The 23,192-nt window shown below is 69.6% G+C and carries 22 protein-coding genes; 11 read left to right on the top strand and 11 right to left on the bottom strand.

The genetic code is table 11. From position 1 onward, the window contains the following. Positions 1-22: 22 nt before the first annotated feature. The 3 genes from D7X30_RS19505 to D7X30_RS19495 all read right to left on the bottom strand — a co-directional run bounded on the left by D7X30_RS19505 (position 23) and on the right by D7X30_RS19495 (position 3,267). The gene (locus D7X30_RS19505; RefSeq protein WP_120564506.1) at positions 23-1,432 is read right to left on the bottom strand and encodes a Wzz/FepE/Etk N-terminal domain-containing protein; all 1,410 of its coding nucleotides are present in this window, start codon (positions 1,430-1,432) and stop codon (positions 23-25) included. Between the two features lie 36 nt (positions 1,433-1,468). Then, positions 1,469-2,617, bottom strand: a complete 1,149-nt coding sequence (locus D7X30_RS19500; RefSeq protein WP_233591671.1) for a hypothetical protein — start codon at positions 2,615-2,617, stop codon at positions 1,469-1,471. Positions 2,618-2,697: 80 nt separating this feature from the next. Then, entirely contained in the window at positions 2,698-3,267 is a 570-nt protein-coding gene (locus D7X30_RS19495) for a polysaccharide biosynthesis/export family protein (RefSeq protein ID WP_120564431.1), read from the bottom strand. A gap of 405 nt (positions 3,268-3,672) precedes the next feature. Between D7X30_RS19495 and D7X30_RS19490 the strand changes: the two genes are divergently transcribed. Further along, positions 3,673-3,864, top strand: a complete 192-nt coding sequence (locus D7X30_RS19490; RefSeq protein ID WP_120564430.1) for a hypothetical protein — start codon at positions 3,673-3,675, stop codon at positions 3,862-3,864. A 141-nt stretch (positions 3,865-4,005) separates the two neighbouring features. Here the strand turns inward: D7X30_RS19490 and D7X30_RS19485 are convergent, their stop codons facing one another. Continuing rightward, entirely contained in the window at positions 4,006-5,562 is a 1,557-nt protein-coding gene (locus D7X30_RS19485) for a phosphatidylserine/phosphatidylglycerophosphate/cardiolipin synthase family protein (protein ID WP_120564429.1), read from the bottom strand. A gap of 315 nt (positions 5,563-5,877) precedes the next feature. Here D7X30_RS19485 and D7X30_RS19480 point away from each other — a divergent pair, with 315 nt between their 5' ends. Both D7X30_RS19480 and D7X30_RS19470 read left to right on the top strand, forming a co-directional pair. After that, on the top strand, positions 5,878-7,911 hold the full coding sequence (locus D7X30_RS19480) for an amylo-alpha-1,6-glucosidase (RefSeq protein WP_120564428.1): 2,034 nt from the start codon (positions 5,878-5,880) through the stop codon (positions 7,909-7,911). 448 nt (positions 7,912-8,359) lie between these two features. Next, complete coding sequence (locus D7X30_RS19470) at positions 8,360-8,734, top strand: DUSAM domain-containing protein (protein ID WP_120564426.1); 375 nt, start codon at positions 8,360-8,362, stop codon at positions 8,732-8,734. A gap of 43 nt (positions 8,735-8,777) precedes the next feature. On the opposite strand, the gene D7X30_RS19465 is transcribed toward D7X30_RS19470, so the two are convergent. Beyond that, positions 8,778-9,599, bottom strand: coding sequence for a tetratricopeptide repeat protein (locus D7X30_RS19465; protein ID WP_233591662.1), 822 nt, complete (start codon positions 9,597-9,599; stop codon positions 8,778-8,780). Between the two features lie 27 nt (positions 9,600-9,626). Here D7X30_RS19465 and D7X30_RS19460 point away from each other — a divergent pair, with 27 nt between their 5' ends. The 7 genes from D7X30_RS19460 (at position 9,627) to D7X30_RS19430 (ending at position 15,550) form a co-directional block, all read left to right on the top strand. Then, positions 9,627-10,616 (top strand): WD40 repeat domain-containing protein, encoded by a 990-nt coding sequence (locus D7X30_RS19460; RefSeq protein ID WP_158619299.1) that lies wholly within the window; start codon positions 9,627-9,629, stop codon positions 10,614-10,616. 67 nt (positions 10,617-10,683) lie between these two features. Next, positions 10,684-11,535 carry a hypothetical protein gene (locus tag D7X30_RS19455; protein ID WP_120564424.1) on the top strand — a complete coding sequence of 284 codons (852 nt, stop codon included), beginning with the start codon at positions 10,684-10,686 and terminating at the stop codon, positions 11,533-11,535. Between the two features lie 23 nt (positions 11,536-11,558). Then, complete coding sequence (locus D7X30_RS19450) at positions 11,559-12,464, top strand: hypothetical protein (protein WP_120564423.1); 906 nt, start codon at positions 11,559-11,561, stop codon at positions 12,462-12,464. Positions 12,465-12,480: 16 nt separating this feature from the next. Then, positions 12,481-12,957, top strand: a complete 477-nt coding sequence (locus D7X30_RS19445) for an EVE domain-containing protein (RefSeq protein WP_120564422.1) — start codon at positions 12,481-12,483, stop codon at positions 12,955-12,957. Then, entirely contained in the window at positions 12,954-13,544 is a 591-nt protein-coding gene (locus D7X30_RS19440) for a DUF4291 domain-containing protein (RefSeq protein ID WP_120564421.1), read from the top strand. The genes D7X30_RS19445 and D7X30_RS19440 overlap by 4 nt, the downstream gene beginning before the upstream one ends. A 40-nt stretch (positions 13,545-13,584) precedes the next feature. Beyond that, the gene (locus D7X30_RS19435; protein WP_120564420.1) at positions 13,585-14,724 is read left to right on the top strand and encodes a bifunctional chorismate mutase/prephenate dehydratase; all 1,140 of its coding nucleotides are present in this window, start codon (positions 13,585-13,587) and stop codon (positions 14,722-14,724) included. Beyond that, entirely contained in the window at positions 14,717-15,550 is an 834-nt protein-coding gene (locus tag D7X30_RS19430) for a prephenate dehydratase (protein WP_120564419.1), read from the top strand. Before D7X30_RS19435 ends, D7X30_RS19430 begins: the two co-directional genes overlap by 8 nt. On the opposite strand, the gene D7X30_RS19425 is transcribed toward D7X30_RS19430, so the two are convergent. Both D7X30_RS19425 and D7X30_RS19420 read right to left on the bottom strand, forming a co-directional pair. Next, positions 15,540-16,676, bottom strand: a complete 1,137-nt coding sequence (locus tag D7X30_RS19425; protein ID WP_120564418.1) for a 3-deoxy-7-phosphoheptulonate synthase — start codon at positions 16,674-16,676, stop codon at positions 15,540-15,542. The two genes, D7X30_RS19430 and D7X30_RS19425, sit on opposite strands and share 11 nt — an antisense overlap. Before the next feature lie 95 nt (positions 16,677-16,771). Next, complete coding sequence (locus D7X30_RS19420; protein ID WP_120564417.1) at positions 16,772-17,338, bottom strand: tetratricopeptide repeat protein; 567 nt, start codon at positions 17,336-17,338, stop codon at positions 16,772-16,774. 259 nt (positions 17,339-17,597) lie between these two features. Between D7X30_RS19420 and D7X30_RS19415 the strand changes: the two genes are divergently transcribed. Then, a complete protein-coding gene (locus D7X30_RS19415) occupies positions 17,598-19,205 on the top strand; it encodes a Na+/H+ antiporter (RefSeq protein ID WP_120564416.1) in 1,608 nt (535 codons plus the stop codon). A 3-nt stretch (positions 19,206-19,208) separates the two neighbouring features. On the opposite strand, the gene D7X30_RS19410 is transcribed toward D7X30_RS19415, so the two are convergent. The 4 genes from D7X30_RS19410 to D7X30_RS19395 all read right to left on the bottom strand — a co-directional run bounded on the left by D7X30_RS19410 (position 19,209) and on the right by D7X30_RS19395 (position 23,183). Then, positions 19,209-20,012 (bottom strand): NAD-dependent epimerase/dehydratase family protein, encoded by an 804-nt coding sequence (locus D7X30_RS19410; protein ID WP_120564415.1) that lies wholly within the window; start codon positions 20,010-20,012, stop codon positions 19,209-19,211. Between the two features lie 113 nt (positions 20,013-20,125). Beyond that, a complete protein-coding gene (locus tag D7X30_RS19405) occupies positions 20,126-21,784 on the bottom strand; it encodes a sigma-54 dependent transcriptional regulator (RefSeq protein WP_120564414.1) in 1,659 nt (552 codons plus the stop codon). Between the two features lie 46 nt (positions 21,785-21,830). After that, positions 21,831-22,784, bottom strand: coding sequence for a diguanylate cyclase domain-containing protein (locus tag D7X30_RS19400; protein ID WP_199724433.1), 954 nt, complete (start codon positions 22,782-22,784; stop codon positions 21,831-21,833). A gap of 120 nt (positions 22,785-22,904) precedes the next feature. Beyond that, positions 22,905-23,183, bottom strand: coding sequence for a glutaredoxin family protein (locus tag D7X30_RS19395; protein WP_120564412.1), 279 nt, complete (start codon positions 23,181-23,183; stop codon positions 22,905-22,907). Positions 23,184-23,192 lie beyond the last annotated feature (9 nt).

The following is a 23,192-nucleotide window of genomic DNA, read 5'->3' as shown; positions in this document are numbered from 1 at the left end:
CCTTTCCGTATGGGGTCGGCAATTAGTTCAGGGAAGTAGGCGAGGAGACGCTGTTCTTGCTCCCAGCCATCGGCATCAAGATCCGCTTCTCCGTCTTGCCTTGCATGTTCGGGACCACCGCCAGGACAGGGAGCGTGATGCGCTCACGGACCTCGGTGCCATCGCGCAGGCTGTCGTCGCGCATCTCCAGGACGGTGCCGGTGAGGACACCCAGCGCCAGGGCCACCAGGGCGGCGATGAGCAGGCCCGTCATGCGGTCCGGGCGAGCCGGCGAGGAAGGCACACCGGCGGGCGAGATGACGTTGAACAGGCTCTTGGCGCTCTTGGCCTCCAGCTCCTGGGCGATCTCCGCCTCCACCTTGCGGCTCACCACGCTCTGGTACTTGGTGCGGGCGATTTCGTAGTCCCGGTTCATGACCGCCAGCTCCTGGGCCCAGCGCGGGGTGTTGTTCAGCCGCGCCTGGTACGCCTCGGCCTGCTTCTGGAGGTCCACGATGTCCTTCTGCACGTTGGTGATGAGCGTGGCCACGCGGGTGCGCTCGTTGCGCTCGGCGAACATGCGGCCTTCCGCGTCCTTGCGCTGGGCGCTGATGTCACCCAGCTCACGCTCCATCCGCTTCACTTCCGGGTGGTCCGGCGTCCACTGCGTCTTGGCCTGCGTGAGGGTGCGGGACAGGCCGCTCTCCGTGGCTTCCAGGCGGCCGGCCTCGCTGTCCGCGGCGTTGCGGGCGCGGGCCAGGTCGGAGCGGCGCGCCTCGGCGCTGCGCAGCTCCTCGGACTTCGTCTGCAGCTGGGCGCTGATGCGCTCCAGGCCGCGCATGTTCATCTCCATCTGCTCGGGCAGCTCACCCAGGTGGTCCACCTTGAACTTGGAGATCTTCGTCTCCCAGGAGGACACGGCCTTGCCCATGGCGACCATCTCCTCGGTGAAGAGGTCGGTGGCGCGAGCCGCCTGCGTCTGGCGGATCTTCAGCGTCTCCTCGGAGAAGATGGCCGGCAGCCGGTTGGCCACCTGCGCCACCACCTGCGGGTCGCGGCCCGCGTAGGTGAGCTCGAAGGCCGTCTCACCCTCGACGCGCACGGTGAGGTCCTTGCGCATCTGCTCCACCGCCGCCTCGATGCCCCGGTCCGACACCAGCTCCGGGTAGAGGTTCATCTCCTCGATGGCCTTCTGGAGCACCGGCCGCGCCAGCAGCTCCTGGCGGACGGTGACGAGCCGCTGCTCGATGAGCTCGCTCACCGTGCGCTGGACCATCTCCTCGCCAGGGCGCTGCGGCTCCACACGCACCACCACGGACGCTTCATAGACGCTCGGCCGCGTCATCACGATGGCCGCACCCAACACGAAGATTGCTGCAGCGATCGCCCCCACCAGGGCCTTGCGGCGCCACAGCGCCGAAAGCAACTGGTCCGCCGTCATCCCACGCTCCATGATCCGCTCCTCCATCCTCGTCATCTCGAAAGTTGCCTACCAAGCTGTCAGAACCAGACGGAGGGCGAACACGTTGCGTGTCAGGTCCCCCGCCCCAGCGACATCCGCCGCACCCACCTGCGCGATGCGGTCGAACGCGCCCTGCAGCGCGAGCTTCCGGCTCAGCCGGTACTCGACGCCTCCACCCACCGCATAGCCCTGCGACACGTTCGTCGTGTTGCGCCACTGCGTGTAGTACTCACCGGGCGCCGTGCCGTTCCGGAAGAAGCTGGCCGCCCCGAAGGCCGACAGCTTCTGGGTGAAACGGTGCGCCCCCATCACCGACGCGTAGTCCGCCCACACCGCGCCGGAGAAACCGCTCGCGCCCACCAGGTCGTGGCCCACGGCGAAGCCGAAGTCGCTGCGCTCGCCCTCGCGCACCAGCTCCAGCGCCACGCGGGGCAGCCACCCGCCGCGCGCCGCGTCCGAAGGCAGGTAGCGCACCGGCCCGCCCCGGAGGGTGAGCGTGGTGGGCCGCGTCAGCCGGTAGCGCAGGGCCGCGGAAGCGCCGTGCGCCTGGCTGTAGTCCCGGTCATACAGGAAGCCCTGGTAGCGGTACTCGGCGCCCAGGGACAGCCGGCGCGTGGTGCGGTACCACAGCTCCACGGATGGGGAGTGCGCGTAGCCCGCCACCCGTCCCGGCTCGATGATGCGCGTCGCCTCGAACATGTAGTTGCCGCGCACGTCGAAGCGCTCCGTCACGCGCCCCGTGAGCCCCACCTTCGTCTGTGCATAGAAGGTGGGCGCCGTGGAGCGCGCCAGGCCGTCACGCGGCAGCGACGTGGGGTCGGCGACGCGGAACACCCGCGCGCTGGCGTCCAGCCGCAGCCGCCGGGACAGCACGTCCCGGTAGCCAATGCCCGCGCGGTGGTCCACCGTCGTCTTCCCGGAGCCGTGCCGGGCCAGGAGGTCCGTGGCGTAGAAGGACTCGAGCGTCAGCTGCTCGTTCTTCACGTCCAGGCCCAGCCGCGGGGACAGCTTCGTCATGAACTGCCCGTTGGTGCCGGTTCCCCCCAGACGGATGTCGTTGTCGAAGCGCTCCTCCGCCGTGAGGCGGAGCCGCGGCTCCAGGATGGTGGCCGCCTGCGCGGCCGGCGCGGCGATGAGACAGCCTGCAATCACTGCCCGCTTCCAGTTGCCCCTCACCGCCGCCCTCCCGTCCTGACCCACGCCCACGTTCGCTGCTTCCTGATGTCTGTCTTTGATGTCCGCTCGCCCGTCCCGCTTCACGGGACGACGACGGTGTCACCCGGCCGCAGGATGACGCTCTCGCCGTTGGGGGAGACCAGGTCGCTGTAGCGCACCGGAATCTGCCCGCCCTTGCCATCCGTGCGGATGACGACGATGCCGTCGGAGTTGGCGAAGTCCGTGAAGCCGCCGGCCAGCGCGATGGCCTGCAAGAGGGACACGCGGCCGCGCAGCGGGTAGGCGCCCGGGTGGGCCACCTCGCCCGTGACGAAGACGCGGCTGCTGTTGACCTCGCGGACGATGACCGTCACGCGCGGCTCCTGCACGTACGGCGACAGGCCCGACTTGAGCGCCTCCGCCAGCTCCGTGGGCGTCATGCCCGCGGCCTGGATCTCCCCCACCATCGGGATGGAGATGAAGCCGTCGGGACGCACCGGCACCGTGCGCGACAGCTCCGAATCGCGCCAGACGCTCACGTCGAGCACGTCCTCGCGGCCGATGCGGTACGGCTGATCCGCGTTGTCGACCTTCAGCGTCTGCTGGTGAGCACAACCCGACAGGAGGAGCATCCCCATCACCGTCCAGAACCCCGTGCGCCGCATTCCCATCTTCCGCTCTCCTTCGTTCACTGATGTTCCGCGCGAGCCACCGTTCACACGCCCTGAAGGGCCGGGTGGCTCGCTTCTGGCGATGGCTCCTAGCAGCGCGTGTGCCAGCGCATGGGGAGAGGGAAAACCCTTGGAATGCAGTGGGTTACGGCGTGCCACATCAGGCGCACATGGGCGCATCCGGGAAAAATTCCGGTCCTACCCCGGTGTTCGCCCCTGTGCTTTCTGCCGATCTCTTCCCCGGGGTGGAAGAGGATTGCCCAACGTGAGCCCCATCCCTTCCACGCCCTTTTGGGCCCCCTCTGGGGCGCCCGTGCCAAGGCCCTGGCACGGGTCTTGATAAGGGATTGGGCGTCGGACAGCAGTAGGGTTCAGGGTCCAATTCAGTCCAGAGGGGGACAGCGGATGGGCAAGGTGGCAGGGGCGGTGGGGGTGGTCTTCATGCTCGGAACCAGCATCGTGGGGCTGATGGGGGCCTCGCTGGGCAACGGCGTCGAAGCAGGCGTGCTGGGAATGGTCGGCCTGGCCCTGTACGGCGGCAGCTCGCTCTTGAGCAGCAAGGTGGCGGAGCCCACGGGCGTCGCGAAGCAGGCGTAGCGCCACACGCCAGCGAAGTCTGAAGCGCTGTAGGAAGCACAGGGCCTTCGGGCCGGATCAGCGAAGTGGGAAGCCAGGCGCTTCCTCCCGCTGCCGGCCCGTGGGCCCTTGTCGTATCCGGGCCCTGCCCTCCCCTTCACTTCAAGGCTGGCGAGGCTCGGCTTCCGGAGCTTGGGAGGCGTGCGCCTCCGGCAGCGCGCGCGGCTCCGGGATGGAGGGGCGCGCAGGCACCTCCTGCTCCGGCAGCGGCTGCTCTTCGGTGCCCTGCGCTTCCTGGCGGCGCAGGCGCAGGGCCCGGCTCCACAGGGCAACGCCGGCCCACGCGCCCACGAGCGCCGCCGGCACGGCCACGACGTGGGGCCAGTAGAGCGCCACGCCCGCCAGGGCCAGCGGCACCACGCCCGCGCCGAAGACGACCTTGGATTCGGTGCGGCCCAGTTCGCGGTGGTTGGTGACGGCGGCGCCCACGGTGTTGCCCAGGCGCACCGCGCCCGCGGCCGCGCGGCTCATGCTGCCCCGCCGGCCGGCAGCCCGCCGCTGCGCGCGAGGCAGCGCAGGCGCGGCCTTCAGGCGCCGCTCCCTTCCGCTGAGCACCACCTCCGTCGCGTTCTCCAGATCCTGGAGGTACATGTCCTCCATGCACCGGGCGAAGGGGGCGTCCTCCACGGCGACGTCGATCTCGGAGTTACCCAGCCAGCTGGCGGGGTTGAGGTTGGACGAACCGACGCGCGCCCAGGTGCCATCCGCCACCGCCGTCTTGGCGTGGAGCATGGTGCCATTCCATTCATAGACGCGGATGCCGGCCTCCAGCAGGGGGCGGTAGCCGGCCTGGGTGAGCGGGCGCAGCGCGGGGATGTCGCTGCTGCCGGGCACGAGCAGCCGCACGTCCACGCCGTCGCGCGACGCGGCCCGGAGCGCCTGGACATAGGTGGCGGTGCCCACGAAGTACGCGTCGGTGAGCCACAGCCGCTTGCGCGCGAGCGACGCGATGAGCTGGTCCACGCGGAAGAGGCCCGCGCTCCAGGGCACGCCGGCCACCACGCGCAGGGACACGTCGCCCATGGGCAGGGAGGCGCGAGCGGACAGGCAGCCCTCCTCGTCCAGCGGAGGGCCCACGGTGCTCCACCCCTGGGCGAAGGCACGCACCAGGTCCGCCACGGCGGGGCCGCGAATCTCCAGGCCGGTGTCGCGCCACGGGGCCACGCCCTTCTCCGCGTCGCCCACCCACTTGTGGCTCACACACAGGCCGGAGACGAAGCCCATCTCGCCGTCCACGGTGAGTGTCTTGCGGTGGTTGCGGCCCAGCCACGCCAGGGGCCGGTCGAACTGGAAGGGATTGAACGAGCGAACCTCCACGCCCGCGTCGCGCAGGAAGCGCCAGTAGCGGCGGGACGCGGGGCCCTGGCAGCCCAGCCAGTCATAGAGGACGCGGACCTGCACGCCGTCGCGAGCGCGGGCGGCCAGCGCGTCCGCGAAGCCGCGGCCCACGTCATCGTCTTCAATGATGTAGTTCTCGAAGAGGATGGAGCGCTGGGCCTGCTGGATGGCGCGCAGCCACGCGGGGTAGTTCTCGCGAGCGTCGCGCAGGAGGCGCACGTCGTTGCCCGGCACGAGCGGCGCGCCCGCGGCGCGGGAGAAGACCTGTTCGGCCAGATTGTGCTGCCGGCCGCTGATGCCCGATGACTTCACGATGGCCACGGCGTGTCTCCTCGGGAAAGCGGGGCGCGCCCGAAGGCTCTGGGTGAGGTGCGGTCCTCTTGGGACGGTCGCAAGGGTTTCGCGTGAAGGGACTCCGGAGCGCTCGAGCTGGCGTCGAGGGCCTGGCTGCCCGGCTGTCCTCCCCTCGAGCCCGGGGGCCGGGGGATGCGCTGTGTGGCGCGGGCATGCATGAGCAACCTCTCCGCGAGGGCGATGGCGTGATGCGGCCCCGGGACGATGTCCGACGGATTCCTGCTTCCTACCCTTTCCCGCGCGTCTCCGCCCAGGGGGGACGGGCGAGGAGGAGACGAAGGCGTGAACGAACCAGCCCCTGCCCTGCCCCGCCTGTCCTTCGACTTTCCGGACGGAGCCGACTTCAGCAACGGCGTGCACCACGAGTGGCTCCTGACCAACGGCCGTGGAGGCTACGCCTCCGGCACGGTGGTGGGCTGCAACACGCGCCGCTACCACGGCCTGTTCATCCCCACGTTGGAGAAGCTGGGCCGCACGGTGCTGATGGCCAGGTTGGAGGAGACGGCGCTGGTGGACGGGGAGCGCTACCGGCTCACGTCCGAGGAGCACGACGACGGCAGCGCGGTGGAGGACGGCGCGAGGCACCTGCGGCACTTCCACCTGGAGGGGCTGATTCCCGTCTGGGAGTACGCGGTGGGGCGAGCGAGGCTGAGGCGCCGCTGCGTGATGGTGCACGGCGAGGACACGGTGTTCCTTGTATGGGAGCACCTGTCCGGTCCGGAGGTGACCCTGCACCTGCGGCCGTTTCCAGTGCTGCGTCCGCATGACGGGCCGCTGTTGAAGGACGTGGGAGAGGCCATCGTCACGCTGCGTGGTCCGCTGGTGGAGCTGCGCAACGGAGAGGACGGTCCGCTTCAGCGGATGCGGCTGTATTCGGACGGACCCACGCCGTACGTGAGCCTGGCGGAGACGTCCAGGCCCCAGCACCTGAGGACGGAGAAGGCGCGCGGCTACGACGTCACGGAGGCGCAGCACTCGCCGGGCTATTTCACGGCGATGCTGAAGCCCGGGGGCTCGCTCTACTTCGGACTCACGACGCAGGCGCCGGGGCACCTGCTGGAGCGGAATCCCAAGGAGGTGTTCGAGCGGGAGATGGGACGGCAGGAGCGCCTGTTGGAGCGAGCCCCGGAGCATGGACGCACGGGAGTCCCAGCCCGGCTGGTGTTGGCGGCGGACCAGTTCATCATCGATCCGCCAAGGCCCGCGGACGCCGCGTGGGCGCGGTCGATGGGCCTGGATGCGAGGAGCGTCATCGCGGGCTACCCGTGGTTCACGGACTGGGGCCGGGACACGATGATCAGCCTGGACGGGCTGACGCTGGCCACGGGGCGATACCGCGAGGCGGCGGCCATCCTGCGCACGTTCGAGCACTACGTGCGGGACGGGCTGATTCCGAACTACTTCCCGGACGGAGAGAACGAGGGCGTCTACCACACGGCGGACGCGACGCTCTGGTTCTTCCACGCGGTGGACCGCTACCTGGAGGAGACGGGAGACGAAGCGCTGTTGCGGGACCTATTCCCGACGCTGCAGGACATCGTGGCGCACCACCAGAAGGGCACGCGTTTCCACATCGGCGTGGACCCGGCGGACGGGCTCCTGCGCCAGGGACAGGAGGGCTACCAGCTCACCTGGATGGACGCGAAGGTGGAGGGCTGGGTGGTGACGCCGCGCCGGGGCAAGGCGGTGGAGATCAACGCGCTGTGGTTCAACGCCCTGCGCCTGATGGCGGGCTGGGCGGAGCGGCTGGGGCTGGAATCAGGGCCGTACCGGGCCGCGGCGGAGAAGGCGCAGGGCAGCTTCAACCAGCGCTTCTGGAACGAAGCGGGCGGGTGTCTCTACGACGTGGTGGACGGAGAGGACGGCCGCGAGGACGCGAGCGTGAGGCCGAACCAGGTCTTCGCCATCTCGCTCAAGCATCCGGTTCTCAAGAGAGACAAGTGGGCGAAGGTGCTGGAGGTGGTGCGTCGCGAGCTGGTGACGCCTGTGGGGCTGCGTAGCCTGGCGCCGGGGAGCAAGGACTACAAACCGAAGTACGACGGAGACCTGCGGGCCCGCGACGCGGCCTATCACCAGGGCACGGTGTGGGGCTGGCTCATTGGCCACTACGTGGACGCGACGTTGAAGGTGTCCCCAGACATCAAGGCAGCAAGAGCCCTGCTGGCTGGAATGGAGGACCACCTGTCACACGCGGGCATCGGGCAGATTTCGGAGATCTTCGACGCGACGGAGCCCTACCGTCCACGCGGCTGCTTCGCCCAGGCCTGGAGTGTCGCGGAGGCACTGCGGGTATTCAGCAAGACCAACGTGGGTTGAGCGTTCACAAGGAGTGCTCGCCTGATGGAAGGCGCAGGACATGCTGTAGGGTCCACGCGCCATGACAGTCCTGAGAACCGCCCACTGGCGGCGTCGCCTCGCCCCCATCCTCGCGGCCTTGAGCCTGGGATGCGCCACCGTCGCCATGGACACCGAAACCGACTGCATCCAGCGGCACCCAGGCCTCCCGGAAGCATGCGGGCTCACCGCCGCGGAGGCCGCCGCCCTCATGGCCGCTGCCGTCGGCGCCACGGGCACGCACTCCAGCGCGAACGCAAACGAGTACGTTGACGACCCGCGCCTTCCCGACTGGAAGAACAGGTGCCTCCGAACCTGGAACGAGTGCGCAGACGGCCGGTATCGCGGCGACTGCACCGCCTGCTTGCGGCGGTGCGAAGGCCAGCACGAATGGCCCATCGACATGTGCGGTCCGAAGAGGAGGCGCTAGATGTCCATCCACCCCAATTGGGACGAGATCCGAAACCTGTCGCGGCGAGTACTCCGTGAGGGCGCGCCACTCGTCGTCACCGATGACGTGCGCGCGCTCCTGCTCCAGACCGCCGATGAAGTGGCCGTCTCCGACGCCGCTGCGGCACTCCAGACGGACGCCGGAGCCCTTGCGCTCCTCCGCGAGTGTACCCGCCGCATCACCGACGGCTCCAACCGACTCGTGGACGCCCTCTATCGGATGCACCGGCTCCAGGACTTGGGCGACTGGGAGGGCGCGCGCCAGGAAATGCGCGATGTGCTCGCGGTCGAAGTCGTGCCCTTCTACCGTGAGACGGCACAGGGGCAGCTTGACGACATGGCCGACGAGCCGTGACAGCGAGGGCGCGGCACTGTTCAGCAGGACCAACGTGGGCTGATCAAGCCTTCTCGAGCTTCCGCAGCCATCTGGCGGCCCTCACATGTCCCAGGTTCGCGGCTTCACGAAAGTGACGCCGGGCTCGCGCCTTGGACACGGGCACTCCCTCGCCGTTCGCGAACATCAGCCCCAGGTTGAAGGATGCTTTGGCACTCCCCTGCTTCGCCGCCAGTCGAAACCAACCAAAGGCACGCATGGCATCAGTAGGAAGACCCACGCCATTGGAATAGTTGTAGCCCAAGGCCAGCTGGGCATCGGCGTAACCGCCCTTCGCGGACGTTTCGTAATACGCGTTGGCTCTCTTCAGGCTCTTGCGGACACCCTTTCCCTGCTCATACGCAAGGCCCAGGTTGTATGTGGCAACCGGGTCTCCCTGTCGTGCGTACTTCCGGTAGATCCGGACCGCCTCCTTCAGCTGATGGGCTTCGGGGCTCGCGAACAGGATATCCACCAGGTTTCCCTCGGCGACCGCGAATCCCCGGGCGGCGGCGAGGCGATACCATGCCTCCGCGAGTCCTTTGTTCTTCCGGACCCCTCTTCCAAAGTAATACGCAAGCCCCAGGTTGAAGGCCGCGACATCGTCCCCCAGCGCGGCTGCCTTCTCCGTCCACATCAGGGAGCGCTTCGGATCACGCCGGACGCCATCCCCGTAGAGGAAATGGAGTCCCACGTTCGTCATGGCCTCCATCTTCCCGAGCCGCGCCGCCGCGAGGTACGCCTCGAAGAGGGCCTTTCGGTCGTCAGGCCGCGTCTCCTCGATCGTCCATGCCCTGCCCATCGCCACGTCCGCCAGGGACCTGACGGGTGGAGTCTTCCTTCGCACGCGCGTTTCCATTCCGGCCTACACGACATGAGCCTGACAGACCTGACCCGTGCGGTCATCACCGCTGCGAATGCGCCCGGCCTGAAGCGTGTGCGGCAGCTGGGTTCCCAGCTCGACTCCGTCCACTGGGAGAGGCTTTGCTTCGACCCCTCAGGCATCCGGCTGCTCACGAAAGCCGACTCCCGCCTGCGGTGGTGGAACCTGGACACGGCAACGGACGTCGCCAGCGGCTCGGTGGAGCTGAAGATGGAGCCCATCGAGGCCCTCTTCCACGGCTCGAATCACATCGTGACCGCGGGTCCGCCGGTCGCGGAGGCCGCTGTCACCTGGCGGCCTCGGCTCATGGCCTTCTCCACGACGGACGGCTCGCTCTGGCGTGAGGCAACCCTCTCCGCGCCCGCCACCGGCCTGGCCATGTCTCGGGACGGCATGCTGCTGGCCATCCTGGAACGTGGCGAGGCCCTCATCTGGGACGTGGCGGCCTGGAAATGGGTTCGTGATCTGCTAGGCGTTGAGTGGCACGTCCAGGTCAAGGCGTGTGCATTCTCCCGTGACTCACGCTTCGCGGCGGTGATCGTGACGTATTACGGTCATGACCAGGCGGCTCTCTACCTCTGGGATCTGAAGGCGAGTTCCCATCCCTGGGTTCATCCCCTGGGATTTCAGTTCGCGGCGGGCGTTGCATTCCATCCTACGCGACCGCTGCTCGTCGCGAGATGCGTCCACGAGGCCGTGGTGATGGATGTGTATGAGCGTCGCGTCCTGAGGACGTTCAACGACGACCGTCATTACGTGAGCAACCTCGACTTCAGCCCGGATGGGGAGTTGATGGTCTCCTCCAGTGACACCCATGGCTTCGCGCTCTACCACTTCGATACCGGTGAGGTGCTGTTCAGCCACTCGGACGACAGTGAGCTCACTACAGGTGACGCGGTCTTCTCACCCGATGGCCACTTCATCGCCTGTGCCCAGGGTGACGGGACCGTGGGTCTGTGGGCTGTGGACCCCGGTTCTTGACGCTCCAAAACCAGACGTGCCATGAAACACCCTGAAGTGGCGGGAAGGCCACTTCGGGGGGGAAGCCATGGACTTCCGTCGTAACAATTTCCTCTGGTTCGTCTTCGTCACGACTGTCTTGCTGCTTCGCGCGGGGAACACCGTGGGGGCCGGGGTCTTCGCGACGGTGGCGCTCGCCGGAAGGTGGGCATACTTCCGGCTCACCCAGGGTCCCCCGCCGACGAGCGACACCCTGCTCGGTGCGTACGAAGCCCCGCCCCCGCCGCCCGCGGAAGAGGCGCTGAAGACGCAGTGGATCACGAAGCGCGAGCTGGGAATCCTCGCGGCGGTGGCGGTGGTCGGCGGCGTCCTCTACCTGACCCGCGACAAGGGCGGCTTCATCCATGTCGTGGGCAACAATCTCCTCGTGTTCGTGGATGACCAACAGCTGGATCCACTCCATCGCGTCGATCGGCATCTCACGTATCGAATTCCCAGCGGCGCCCATCGCGTCGGGATCTACGACCCAGCGGTCGGCGGCAGCGGCCGTCGGTTGCAGGTCGATGTCCGCGAAGGCGAAGCCTTCATGCTCTCCACCAGCCCGGACCTGTGCATCGTGCAGGTCGACATGGCGACCTTGAAGTACGGCCAACCCTTGCGGAAGGACGAGGTCGCGCTTCCCGTGCTGGCACGCTTCACGGAGACCCTGACGCCAGTCCGCATCCCCCCGAACGCATTCCTCGACGTCGCGGAGCTGCCCGGCACCCGCCCTGAAGGACCGAGCCCCAGCCTGCTGACGCCCATCCCCTGCCCCCAGGCCCAGGACGACCCGAGCGCCTGGGACGCCGTGCGCACGAGCATCCCCATCGTTCAGGTCTGGGCCTGGCGTGCGGGCTACACGGACGCCAAACCGGCCCAGGCGCGCGAAACGCCGCCCTGAGCCAGGGCAATCCAGGAGGAACCATGCTCAGGCTCATCCGGTACATCATCAACGGCAACGCATTGGAGGTCCTGGCCATCCTGGTCGTGGTCCTCCTGGTGTGGTGGATGTTCTCCTTCCTCACCGCGCCCACGACCGGACACGGCCCACCGGAGCCCGCCGACCCCTCTGGCTCGCCGGGCTACGCGAAGGTGGCTCTGGGGCTTCTCGCGGCGGCGCTGGTGCTTTGGGGGCTGTTTGCGATCAGCGACAGCGATGGCCCTCCCGCTCCCAAGGGTGGGCTCCTCCACGTCGTGGCCACGGGTCCACAACCTGACCGCGACATCGTCCTGCGCGTGGATGACCAGCCGGTGGCGCCGGTGCTCCACGTCGACCATCACCTCGCGTTTCCGGTCCCCAGCGGCCGACATGCGGTCTTCCTGAAGGACTCGACCGTCGACAGCTCCCGCGACTTCCAGGTCGATATCCGCGAGGGCGATGCTTTCATGCTGTCCGTCCATCCGGACCTTTGCCCCGTGCAGATCGACATGTCGGCCCTGACCTACGGCCAGCCCTCACGCGCCACTCGGACACCGCTGGACGGCGTCGTCATCCGGACCCTGCCCGTGGTGGAGGTGTTCACCCGGACGGAGCTCCCCATGCGGCTTCCTCCGGGAGCGGCCCTCTCCTTCAGCGAGCTGCCGGATGCACTCTCCCCGGGGCTGAGCGCCAGCATCCTGATCCCCCTTCCCTGCTCCATGGCCCAAGACGACCGGACCCTCTGGGCCGAGGCGCGGAAACGCTTCCCGGGACTCGACGACGCGGCCCGGCGTGTGGGCTACACGGAAGCGGATCCCACACGGCGTGAAGTCGCGGCGATGGACGAGGAGCGGGTCTTCGAGCTCTTCAAGCAACAGGGCGCGGCGCTGGCGCGCGAACCGCCCCCCTGAGCTAGGGTGCGCCGCCATGGCGACTCCGCGGTACTGGTTGATCAAGAGCGAGCCCTCCGTCTACGCGTACGCGAAGCTGGAGGAGGACGGCAGGACGGAGTGGACGGGCGTGCGCAGCTTCGAGGCGCGCAACAACATCCGGGCCATGACGCCCGGGGACCTGTGCCTCTACTACCACTCCAATGAGGACAAGGCCGTCGTCGGCGTGGCGTGCGTCCTCTCCAAGCCGGGCCCCGACCCTACCGCCCCCGGCGAGGACTGGGCCTCCGTGGACGTGGGCCCCGTGGTCGCCTTCACCACGCCGGTGACGCTGGCCACCATCAAGGCCACGCCCGCGCTCAAGGACTTCCCGCTCATCACCCGCAGCCGCCTCAGCGTGACGCCCACCCCCGTGGAGCACTTCGAGCTCGTCCTCAAGATGGGCAAGACGAAGCTCCCCAAGACCGCTTTGGCCAAACCCAAGCCGAAGGCCAAATCCAGAGCAAACCCATGAGCGCAGCCCGCGAAGTCCGTGCCGACTTCGACCGAGCCTCCATCGTCGTGTATCAGGCCTACTCGGACGCCATCGCGGACGTGGCCGTGAAGCAGCAGAAGTTCGGCCCGCCGTTCTCCGTGGGCCGGATGACGTGGATCAAACCCAGCTTCCTGTGGCTCATGCACCGCTCCAACTGGGGCCGGAAGAGCGGCCAGGAGCGCACGCTCGCGGTGCGCATCAAACGCTCCGGCTGGGAAGAGGCGCTGTCCTCCGGCGTCCTCACCGGCTTCGAGCCGAAGGCCCACGGCTCACCGGACGCGTGGCGCAAGGCCTTCGACACCGCGCCCGTCCACATCCAGTGGGACCCGGAGCGAACGTTGCGCGGCGCGGGCCTTCCCCACGACAGCATCCAGGTGGGCCTCAGCCGCGCCGTCATCCAGCGCTTCGTGGACGACTGGACCGTGTCCATCACCGACCTCACGCCCCTGGTCCAGAAGCTGCGCAAGCACCTGGACGACGGCCGCGCGGATCAGGCCACGCGCCACCTGCCGAAGGAGTCCGTCTACCCGGTCCCTCCGGACCTCGCCCGGCGCCTGGGGATGTGAAGGCCCCCGCGCCTTCGACGCGAGTTGTTATGTTCCGGGCATGGCGGACATCCCCTCCCTGGAGACCCTGCGGACCCAAATCGAACGCATCGACGAGGACGTCCTCGATGCGCTCCAGCGGCGCATGGCCCTGGCCGACGACGTGGCTCGCGCCAAGCTGGTGACGGCCTGGCCCTTCCGGGACCCGCAACGCGAGGACCTGCTCCTGCGCAAGCTGCGCGGCCGGGCGGCGGAGCGAGGCCTGGATCCGCACGAAGTGGAGCGCCTCTACCGCGTCATCCTGGACATGTCCGTGGCCCGGCAGCAGGCCCTGGTCACCCGCCTGGACACCACGCCCCTGCGCGTGGGGTACCTGGGCGTCGAGGGCTCCTACAGCCACCTGGCCGCCCGCCAGCGCTACGGCCACCGGCCGGGCGGCGTGCTCCTCACCGGCTTCGACACCGCCCGCCAGGCCGTGGAGGCCCTCAAGCAGAGCGAGCAGGACGTGCTCTTGCTGCCCATCGAGAACACCACCGCCGGCAGCATGAATGAGACGTACGACGTGCTCGCCGCGGGCGACGGCGTCATCACCGGCGAGGTGGTGAGCCAGGTGGACCACCGGCTGCTGGGCGTGAAGGGCGCGAAGCTGGAGGACCTGCGCGAGGTGCTGTCCCATCCGCAGGCCCTGGCCCAGTGCGAGGACTTCCTGCGCACGCACGTGCCCTGGGCCCGCGCCGTGCTTGGGCCAGACACCGCCGTCGCCGCGCAGATGGTCGCGGATCGCAATGACAGGACCGTGGCCGCGATCGCCAGCGAGTCCGCGGCGGGACGCTTCGGGCTCGAGGTGCTCGCCAGCGACCTGCAGCCCGGCTCGGACTTCACGCGCTTCGTGGAGGTCTCACGCCAGCCCACGCCGCTCGCGCCGGACGTGCCGTGCAAGACGTCGCTGCTGGTGGTGCTGGAGCACCGTCCGGGCACGCTGGGCCAGGTGCTGCAGCGGCTCACGCAGCGCGGAGTGAACCTCTCGAAGCTGGAGTCGCGCCCCATCCCGGGCGCGCCGTGGAAGTACCGCTTCTATCTGGACGTGGAGGGCCACGCCGCGTCCGCATCAGTGACGGCGGCGCTGGAGGACCTGCGCCCGCTCACGTCGTCCCTGCGCGTGCTGGGCACCTACCCGCGCGCGGAGCCCATCGATGGCTGACGCCGCCCCCCGCCGCATCGCCTTCCAGGGTGAGCGCGGCGCGTACGGCGACGAAGCCACGGGCGCCCTCTTCGGCGCCGCCGTGACGCGCATCCCCTGCCCCACCTTCCGCGCCGTCTTCGAGGCCGTGGCCGAAGGCACGGTGGACGGCGGCGTGGTGCCCATGGAGAGCGCGCTCGCGGGGCCGGTGGCGGAGGTGGTGGACCTGCTCCTGGAGTTCACCCCGGCTCTCTCCGGCGAGCTGCGCCTGCCCGTGCGCCACTGCCTGCTCGCGCCGCCGGGCCGCACGCTGGAGGGCCTCACGCGCGCGCTGTCGCATCCACAGGCGCTGGCGCAGTGCGGAGGCTGGCTGCGAAAGCACCACCTGCACCCCGTGCCCGAGGCGAACACCGCCGTGGCGGCGCGGCGCGTGGCGCAGGAGGCGCTGGAGGGCACGGCGGCCATCGCCAGCCGGACCGCGGCGGAGCTCTACGGCCTCACCGTGCTGGCGGAGGGCATCGCGGACTCGCCAGACAATGCCACCCGGTTCCTCGCGGTGGGCCCGGCCGTGCCGCCGAACCTGGGCTCGCGGAGGAAGACGTCCCTGGTGCTCACGCTCGACAACGGCCCTGGCGCGCTCGCGGGCGTGCTCACGGCCTTCGCCGCGCACGGGGTGAACGTCGCGCGGCTGGAGTCGAGGCCCGGCGGCGTCCGCGCCTGGGACTACCGCTGGTGCCTGGACGTGGAGGGCGCGGTGGACTCCGCGCCGGTAAAGACAGCCCTGGACGAAGCCCGGAGCGCCTGCACGTCGCTCCGGGTGCTGGGCAGCTACGCGCTCAGCGACTGACGGCCTTGGCCGGAGCGGCGGCCTGCGTCCCGTCGCCGTTGCTCACGGCATCCGTGTACGCGGAGCGCACGATGTTCGTGTAGCGCTGGAGCGCGGCCAGCTGCTCCAGGCGCAGCGCCTGCGGCCCGTCGCACAGCGCCTTCTCCGGCGTCGGGTGGAAGTCCACCAGCACCATGGACGCGCCCGCGATGAGGCCCTGGCCAATGGCGTGGAAGATGTCCGGCAGCCCGTCCGGCGGGGCCTCCGCGCGGCCAATCGCGTGCGAGGGGTCCACGCACACCGGCATGCGCGTGAGGCGGCGCACCACCGGCACGTGCGCGAAGTCCACCATGTTGCGGTGCGGGTCGCCCAGGTGCGTCTTCACGCCGCGCAGGCAGAAGACGATCTTCGGGTTGCCCTCGCTCGCCACGTACTCGCACGCGTTGAGGGACTCCTCCAGCGTGATGCCCATGCCGCGCTTGAAGAGCACCGGGAAGGCGCGCTGCTGGCCAATCTGCTTGAGCAGCTCGAAGTTCTGCGCGTTGCGCGTGCCCACCTGGAGCATCACGCCCGTGGGGGCCCCCGACTTCTTCAGCGCGTCGTTGATCTCGTCGATGTGGCGCGGGTGCGTCACCTCCATCGCGACGACCTTGATGCCGTGCTTGCCCGCGGAGTCGAACACCCAGGGCAGGCACTTCGCGCCCAGGCCCTGGAACTCGTACGGGTTGGTGCGCGGCTTGTACGCGCCCATGCGGGTGGTGTTGATGCCGCAGCGAGCGAGCGCCGCCATCATCGCGTCCACGCTCTCCAGCGAATCCACCGCGCACAGGCCGGCGAACAGGTTCACCGAGCGGTCATCGAAGGTGACGCCGTTGTACTCAAAGCCCGCCGTGGTGCGCTGGCCGCCGTGCCGGCCAATGATGCGGTACTTCTGCGAGACGCGGACCACCTGGCGCACGCCGGGCAGCTGCTGGAACGGCTCCAGCGGCACCTGCGACGTGGAGCCCAGCAGGTACAGCTCCGTGATGGTGGACTCGGCGCCCTGGACCACGTGGGCACGCGGGGTGACGCCCTCGTACTGCGAAGCGAGTTGGAGGACGGCGTTCACGACGGATTCCGGGGAATCCGGCTCGAGCATCACGATCATGCGAAGGGTTCTCCTGGTGGGGGGCCGCTTCGGCATTCAACACCGGCATCCCGCCCTTTCCCTCCGCATTTGTATGGAATTTGACGCGGAGCGCCTCAGGAGGAGGCGGGGCGCAGCCGGGTCGCCAGGTGGGTGTAGTGCTCCCGCTGGGTAGGGTCGCCCAGGTGCTCCCAGACGTCGGCCAGGGCCTTGGCCGCCTCCACGTAGGCAGGGGACAGCTCCAGCGCCAGCTCGAAGACCTGACGGGCAAGACGGTAACGGGCCTTGTCGGGCCGCCGGCCCTGGGTCAGCAGCGCGTTACCCAGGTGGTAGATCTCGATGGCGGCGGCCTCGCGGTAGCCGGGGGTGGGGTTGAGTTGAACCGCCCGGTTCATCAGGAGGGAGGCGGCCTCCGGCTCCCCCAATTCCAGCTGGCAGAGCGCGGCCTCGCGGTGGGGGTCCGCCGCGGAGGGGTCCAGCTCGATGGCGCGCTGGAAGCCCTTGAGGGCCTCCTCGGTGCGCCCCAGCTGCTTGAGGGCGAAGGCCTTCGAGGTGAGCGCGGGGAAGTGGCGCGGATCCACGGCGAGGACCTGATCGAACGACTGGACCGCGGCCTCGTGGTTGCCGGCCATGGAACGGTGGACGCCCTCGTTGAACGACGCCAACAGCAACGACCTGGACATCTTAGGTTCCCCCATCGGACAAGGTTCGCAGGGCCGCGCGCTTCACGCGGCCCGAAAGCGCAAGCCTGTCACCGGGGGCCCACGCCTCGCAAAGGTGCGCCCCTTCCCCGGCTGATGGCATCCATCGCGTTCGGCTGATGACGCGGGCGGCCTCCCGCATGACGCAGGTTTCCTCCGTCCGGAATTCGCCACTGTCCCCCGCTGGCCCTCCTGCGCTACGTCGCCCGAAGTCCAGGGTGGACTCCTCCCCGAGGCCCTCATGCTGGTGTTCGAGATCGTCATCGCGCTGCTGCTGGGAGGCGCGGGGCTGGCGGCGCTGTCCCGGCGGCTCGGCACGCCCTACCCCGCGCTGGTGGCGCTCGCCGGGGCGGTGCTGGCGCTCGTGCCGGGCAGCCCGGAGCTGGTGTTGGATCCGGAGCTGGCGCTCACCCTCTTCGTCGCACCGGTGCTGCTGGACGCGGCGTTCGACGCGTCCCCCCGCGACCTGCGCGCGAACTGGCGGCCGGTGGCGAGCCTGGCCCTGGGGGCGGTGGTGCTCACGGTCATCGCCGTCGCGGTGGCGGCGAAGTGGATGGTGCCGGCGATGCCCTGGGCCGCGGCCATCGCGCTGGGCGCCATCGTCGCGCCTCCGGACGCGGCGGCGGCCACGGCGGTGCTGAAGCAGCTCAAGCCCCCGCACCGGCTGATGGTCATCCTGGAGGGCGAAAGCCTGTTCAACGACGCGAGCGCCCTGCTCATCTACCGGCTCGCGCTGGGGGCCGTGGCCGCGGGCGGCGTGCTGGGCTGGAGCGCGGTGCCCACGCTGCTCGTCGTCACGGTGGGCAGCGTGCTCCTGGGCGTCGTGCTGTCGCGGGTGAGCCTGCGCATCAACGCAAGCGTCGAGGACGTGTCCACGGCGGTCATCACCCAGTTCGGCAGCACGTTCGCGGTGTGGATCCTCGCGGAGCGGCTGCACCTGTCCGGCATCCTGACGACGGTGGTCTACGCGATGACCATCTCCCGCACGGCCTCCGTGGTGACGCCCGCGCGGATCCGCATCCCGTCCTACGCGGTGTGGGAGGTGGCGACGTTCGTGTTGAACGTGCTGGCGTTCGTGCTCGTGGGCTTCCAGTTGAAGGGCATCGTCGCGCGCTTCGACCGGGAGACGTGGCTGGAGTACACGGCCATCGCGGCGGTGGTGACGGGCGCGGCCATCCTCGCGCGCATCGCCTGGGTGATGGGCGCGGCGGCGTTCAACCGCTGGAGGCAGCGCAAGTCGAAGTCCAGCCCCGTCACGCTCTCGCCGAGCGCGGCCGTGCTGGTGGGCTGGTGCGGGATGCGAGGCATCGTGACGCTCGCGGCGGCGCTGGCGCTGCCCACGGGAAGCGAAGGCGGCCCGCCCTTCCCCTACCGGGACCTCATCCTCTTCACGTCCTTCTCCGTGGTGCTGGGGACGCTCGTGGTGCAGGGGATGACGCTCAAGCCCCTGATGACGCGGCTGAAGCTGGACGACGACGGAGAGGTGGACCACGAGGTACGGCTCGCCCGGGTGGAGACGCTGCGCGCGGGGCTGGAGGCCACGCAGGACTCTCCGGACACGGAGATGGCGACCCTGGTCCGGCGTCGCTACGAGCTGCAACTGCGGCGCGCGCGCCAGCTCCTGAACGAGCACGCCCTCACAAGCACGGGGAGCGTCAGCTCTCCCTGGGGGCCGCCCACCGCGGACGCGGAGACGGTGCGTACCGCGATGGCCGCGGGACGGCGGAAGCTGGCGGAGCTCCGGGCGAACGGCACCATCGGGGATGCGGCCTTCCAGCAGGTGGAGCAGGAGCTGGACTGGTCGGAGCTCGACCTGCAACAGCTCCTGCGGGCGGAGTCACCCGAGTAGTGCTCAGCCGCGCGCCTCCTCCTCCATCGCCGCGAGGAACCCGGTGGTGAAGTCCGGGTAGCGCGGCGTCCAGCCCAGGGCCTCCAGCTTAGCGGCGCGGATGGCGCGGTCGCCGCGCAGCGATTCATGGAGGGACGCGAAGGGAACGCGCGGCGGCATGGGGAGGCCCAGCTGCTGACACAGCCACGAGGCCGTCTCCTCCTGCGTCGCGGGCCGGCGGTCGGCCACGCAGTACACCTCGCCGGGCGCGCCACGTTCGAGCACCACACGCACCGCGTCCACCAGGTCGTCCACGTGGATGCGCGACAGGCGTCCTCCACCTGAGTCCGGGATGCGCAGCGTGCCCGCCTTCAAGCGTCCGGACGTGCCGCGCCCAGGGCCATAGATGCCCGCGATGCGCATGACGCTCGCGCCCAGGGGGATGAAGAGGTCCTCCGCCGCCAGGCGTGCGCGGGAGACCGCGGAGGTCCTGTCGACCGGCGTGGACTCATCCACGTGTCCACGCGCGGAGCCATAGACGCCCGTGGACGACAGGTAGACGAGCCGGGCGGGACGCGAGCGGGACAGTGCTTCCGCGAAGCGAGCATCCAGCCCGGCCTCCGGAGGAACGGAGTCCACGACGTGCGCGCCCGCTGCCCGTGACAGCGCATCGTCAATGGACACGACGTGGACACCCGCGCCCTCCAGCACCGAGCGGCGAGCGGCATCCCGGGTCGTGGCCAGGACCTCCCGGCCCTCGCGGGCCTCCGCCACCGCGAACCGCGTGAGCGTGTAACCACAGCCAAGCAGGAGGAGCGGAGCGGTCATGGCCTCCGCGATACCGGGCAACACCCGCTCCGCGCAAGGCCCGCCACCCAAGTGAACGGCCCTCCTCCCGCCATCCGGAAGAAGGGCCGTCACCTCACGTCGTCAATCGCGGCTTAGAACTCCGCGCTCGCGCGAGGGTCGATGATGCCGCACTCCTTGATCTTGTAGAGCAGCGCCTTGTAGCTGATGCGCAGCTTGCCCGCCGCGCGGCGCTTGTTCCACGCGGTGCGCTGGAGCATCGCGAGGATGGCCTCGCGCTCCGCGAGCATCGCCGCGCGCTTGCCGATGTCCTTGAGCGACAGCTCCCCGGCCGGAGGCGGCGGGGGCGGCGGCTGCGGAGCGTCGAACGGGTTCGCGTAGCGCTGCGGCGCCACGGCGTTGAACGGCGTGGCCTCCGCCACCGGGACCGGCGTCAGCGCGCCGCGCGCAGGCATCTCCAGCACCTGCACACCCGAGCCCGAAGCCGTCGCGACCGCGGACGGAGGAGCCGCGAAGACACGAGCGGACTCGTCCACGTAGCGCGACGGAGGCGGGATGAACTCGTCCCCACCACCGAACGACGTGGGCAGTGACGGGGCGCTCGCCGGAGCACGGCCGCCGGCGCGGATCTCATCCAGCACCAGGGTCGGGTCCTTCAGCACGCACAGCCGGCGCACCATGTTCTCCAGCTCGCGCACGTTGCCCGGCCACTCGTAGTCACTGAACGCGTGGAGCACCTCCGAGGGCAGCTCGGACACGTTCGTCATGAAGCCCTTGCCGTACTTCTTGAGGAAGTGGTCGGTGAGCGGCACCACGTCCTCGCGGCGCTCGCGAAGGGGCGGCAGGCGGATGGCCACCACGTTGAGGCGGTAGTACAGGTCCTCGCGGAAGTTGCCGAGCGCGATCTCCTTCTCCAGGTCGCGGTTCGTCGCCACCACCACGCGGCTGTCCACGCGGACGCTCTTCTTGCCGCCGACGCGGAAGAACTCCTCGTCCTGCAGCACCTGGAGCAGCTTCGCCTGGAGGCGGATGGCCATCTCGCCAATCTCGTCCAGGAAGATGGTGCCCTGGTCCGCCAGCTCGAACTTGCCCGGCTTCTCCGCCGTGGCGCCCGTGAAGGCGCCGCGCTCATGGCCGAACAGCTCGCTCTCCAGCAGCTCACCCGGCAGCGCCGCGCAGTTCACCTTGATGAACGGCCGGCCATGGCGCTGGCTGCGCGCGTGGATTTCGCGGGCAATCACTTCCTTGCCCGTGCCGGACTCACCCAGCAGCAGCACCGGCACGTCCGTGTCCGCGATGCGCTCCACCAGCGCACGCGCGCGGCGCATGGCCGGCGACGTGGAGATGAGCACGCGGGCCTCCGCCGCGGCCTCCGCGGGCGTCAACACCACGCGGGGCGCGGGCGCGGTCGCCTGACGCTCCGGCACGCGGGTCCCCAGGGCGCGCGCCAGCACGTCCTGCAGCTCGTCGTTGCCAAAGGGCTTCGCCAGATAGTCGGAGGCGCCCATCTTCAGCGCGCGCACCGCGTCGTCCGCGCCCGACAGCGCGCTCAACACGATGACCGGAGCCGTGCCGCCCGTGCTCCGGTAGCGGCGCAGCACCTCCAGACCACTCATCTCCGGCATCACCACGTCCAGCAGCACCGCGTCGAACGAGCCGCCAGAGAGCATCTCCAGCGCCTGCGAACCGCTGGACGCACAGCGCACCTGGTACCCCGAGCTGCCCAACAGCTCGGACAGGAACGTGCGCACCGACTCCTCGTCATCCACCACCAGCACCGCGATCCGATCCATCCCCACGCCTCCGCTCGCCCTGTGCATCAAACCCTCGTGAACTGAATCAAACCGACATCAAGCGGGCTGGACCGGCTGCCCGCCGAAGCTCGCGTGTACGCCTCAAGGTCTGCAGTGCCGCGCCCAGCAGCTGGGTGGGAGCCCCCACCGTGTCCGGGAAGCTCACCGCCCCCAGCTCCAGCGCCGTGCGCACCACGCGACCCTCCATCTGGAAACGGGCGGCCTCGAACCGGGCCTCCACCCGCGCCAGCACCTCCGGTACCGACTCCGCGGGCGTGCCCGGCAGCAGCATGGCGAACTGACTGTCCCCCACCCGCGCCACCGCGTCCGCCTCGCGCACCGTCTGCCCCAGCACCACCGCGCTGTAGACGAGCAGCCGCTCCGCCATGCTCTTGCCGTGCTCCTTGCGAAGCGCGCTCCACCCCGTCACCTCCGCCGCCACCACCGAGAACGTCCCGCCGTAGCGCTCCGTCCGGCGCGCCTCCAGCCCGATGAGCGCCAGCAGGAAGGGCCGGTTGTAGAGCCCCGTCACGGGATCATGCAGCGCCAGCGCCGTGCCGGCCTCTTCACCCGCGGCCGCGCGCTCCACCGACTGCTTGAGCCGCATCTGCGAGTGCAGCTTCATGGACAGCTCCGCGCCATCCACCGTGCGCGGCACCACGTCCACGCACTGCCCCTTCTCCACGCAGAAGCGCCACGCGTCCCGGTCGTGCGAATCCACCAGGTACATCATCGGCACCGTGCCCTTGCCCACCTGGCGCAGGCGCCGCGCCGTCTGGATCGCCGCGAAGTCCGGCGGCTGCGCCGCCAGCAGCACCGCGTCCGGGCGGATCACCTCGAACAGGGGCACCGCCGCGTCGAAGCGCGTCAGGGGCACCACGCGGAAGCCGGCCTCCCCCAGCAGCGCCCGGGTGCGCTCCAGGTCCTCAGCGCGAGGCTCCACCAGCAGCACCGTAGGCGGCTGGCCCGACCTTCCCGCTCCCTTGCGCTTCACACCCACCGCCGTGCCCTCCCTTCCAGCATTTTCTGCCCCGCCACCCTGCCCGCCTGCCCAGATTTACAGCCCCGCTACTTTCGCACCCTACGTATCCCTTTGAATTTCTTAGGGAAGGGCACTTCGTTACCCATCCTGGCCCACGGTTTTAGCAATGGGTATGCCATTCATCACCTCGCGGATCCGGACTTCCAGGGTCTCCGCGTCGACGCGGTGCTTGAAGGCGGGCACCCCTTCGATGAGGACCACGGGGATGTCGTAACGCCAGGTCTCGAAGAGGTCCGGGCTCTGGAGGATGTCGGTGACGTAGAGCTCGAACGGCAGCCGGGCCTGCACCTCGACGGCCACGGCGAGGGCCTTCTCACAGAGGGAACACCGGGGTTTCGAGTAGATATCGACTCGCATGCGTTGCAG

The sequence above is a fragment of the Corallococcus sp. AB011P genome (genome assembly GCF_003611605.1).
Classification (GTDB): Bacteria; Myxococcota; Myxococcia; order Myxococcales; family Myxococcaceae; genus Corallococcus; species Corallococcus coralloides.
Note: the sequence above shows the minus strand (reverse complement) of the source record. Positions and strands in the feature narration are given on the sequence as shown.

Bases quoted from the DNA above. Each gene is read 5' to 3' on its own strand.
- D7X30_RS19425 (WP_120564418.1), bottom strand. From the start codon at position 16,676: ATGATCGTGATGCTCGAGCCGGATTCCCCGGAATCCGTCGTGAACGCC.
- D7X30_RS19435 (WP_120564420.1), top strand. From the start codon at position 13,585: ATGGCGGACATCCCCTCCCTGGAGACCCTGCGGACCCAAATCGAACGC.
- D7X30_RS19405 (WP_120564414.1), bottom strand. From the start codon at position 21,784: ATGGATCGGATCGCGGTGCTGGTGGTGGATGACGAGGAGTCGGTGCGC.
- D7X30_RS19430 (WP_120564419.1), top strand. From the start codon at position 14,717: ATGGCTGACGCCGCCCCCCGCCGCATCGCCTTCCAGGGTGAGCGCGGC.
- D7X30_RS19440 (WP_120564421.1), top strand. From the start codon at position 12,954: ATGAGCGCAGCCCGCGAAGTCCGTGCCGACTTCGACCGAGCCTCCATC.
- D7X30_RS19410 (WP_120564415.1), bottom strand. From the start codon at position 20,012: ATGACCGCTCCGCTCCTCCTGCTTGGCTGTGGTTACACGCTCACGCGG.
- D7X30_RS19450 (WP_120564423.1), top strand. From the start codon at position 11,559: ATGCTCAGGCTCATCCGGTACATCATCAACGGCAACGCATTGGAGGTC.
- D7X30_RS19495 (WP_120564431.1), bottom strand. From the start codon at position 3,267: ATGGGAATGCGGCGCACGGGGTTCTGGACGGTGATGGGGATGCTCCTC.
- D7X30_RS19505 (WP_120564506.1), bottom strand. From the start codon at position 1,432: ATGGAGCGTGGGATGACGGCGGACCAGTTGCTTTCGGCGCTGTGGCGC.
- D7X30_RS19420 (WP_120564417.1), bottom strand. From the start codon at position 17,338: ATGTCCAGGTCGTTGCTGTTGGCGTCGTTCAACGAGGGCGTCCACCGT.
- D7X30_RS19445 (WP_120564422.1), top strand. From the start codon at position 12,481: ATGGCGACTCCGCGGTACTGGTTGATCAAGAGCGAGCCCTCCGTCTAC.
- D7X30_RS19490 (WP_120564430.1), top strand. From the start codon at position 3,673: ATGGGCAAGGTGGCAGGGGCGGTGGGGGTGGTCTTCATGCTCGGAACC.
- D7X30_RS19455 (WP_120564424.1), top strand. From the start codon at position 10,684: ATGGACTTCCGTCGTAACAATTTCCTCTGGTTCGTCTTCGTCACGACT.
- D7X30_RS19395 (WP_120564412.1), bottom strand. From the start codon at position 23,183: ATGCGAGTCGATATCTACTCGAAACCCCGGTGTTCCCTCTGTGAGAAG.
- D7X30_RS19470 (WP_120564426.1), top strand. From the start codon at position 8,360: ATGTCCATCCACCCCAATTGGGACGAGATCCGAAACCTGTCGCGGCGA.
- D7X30_RS19415 (WP_120564416.1), top strand. From the start codon at position 17,598: ATGCTGGTGTTCGAGATCGTCATCGCGCTGCTGCTGGGAGGCGCGGGG.
- D7X30_RS19460 (WP_158619299.1), top strand. From the start codon at position 9,627: ATGAGCCTGACAGACCTGACCCGTGCGGTCATCACCGCTGCGAATGCG.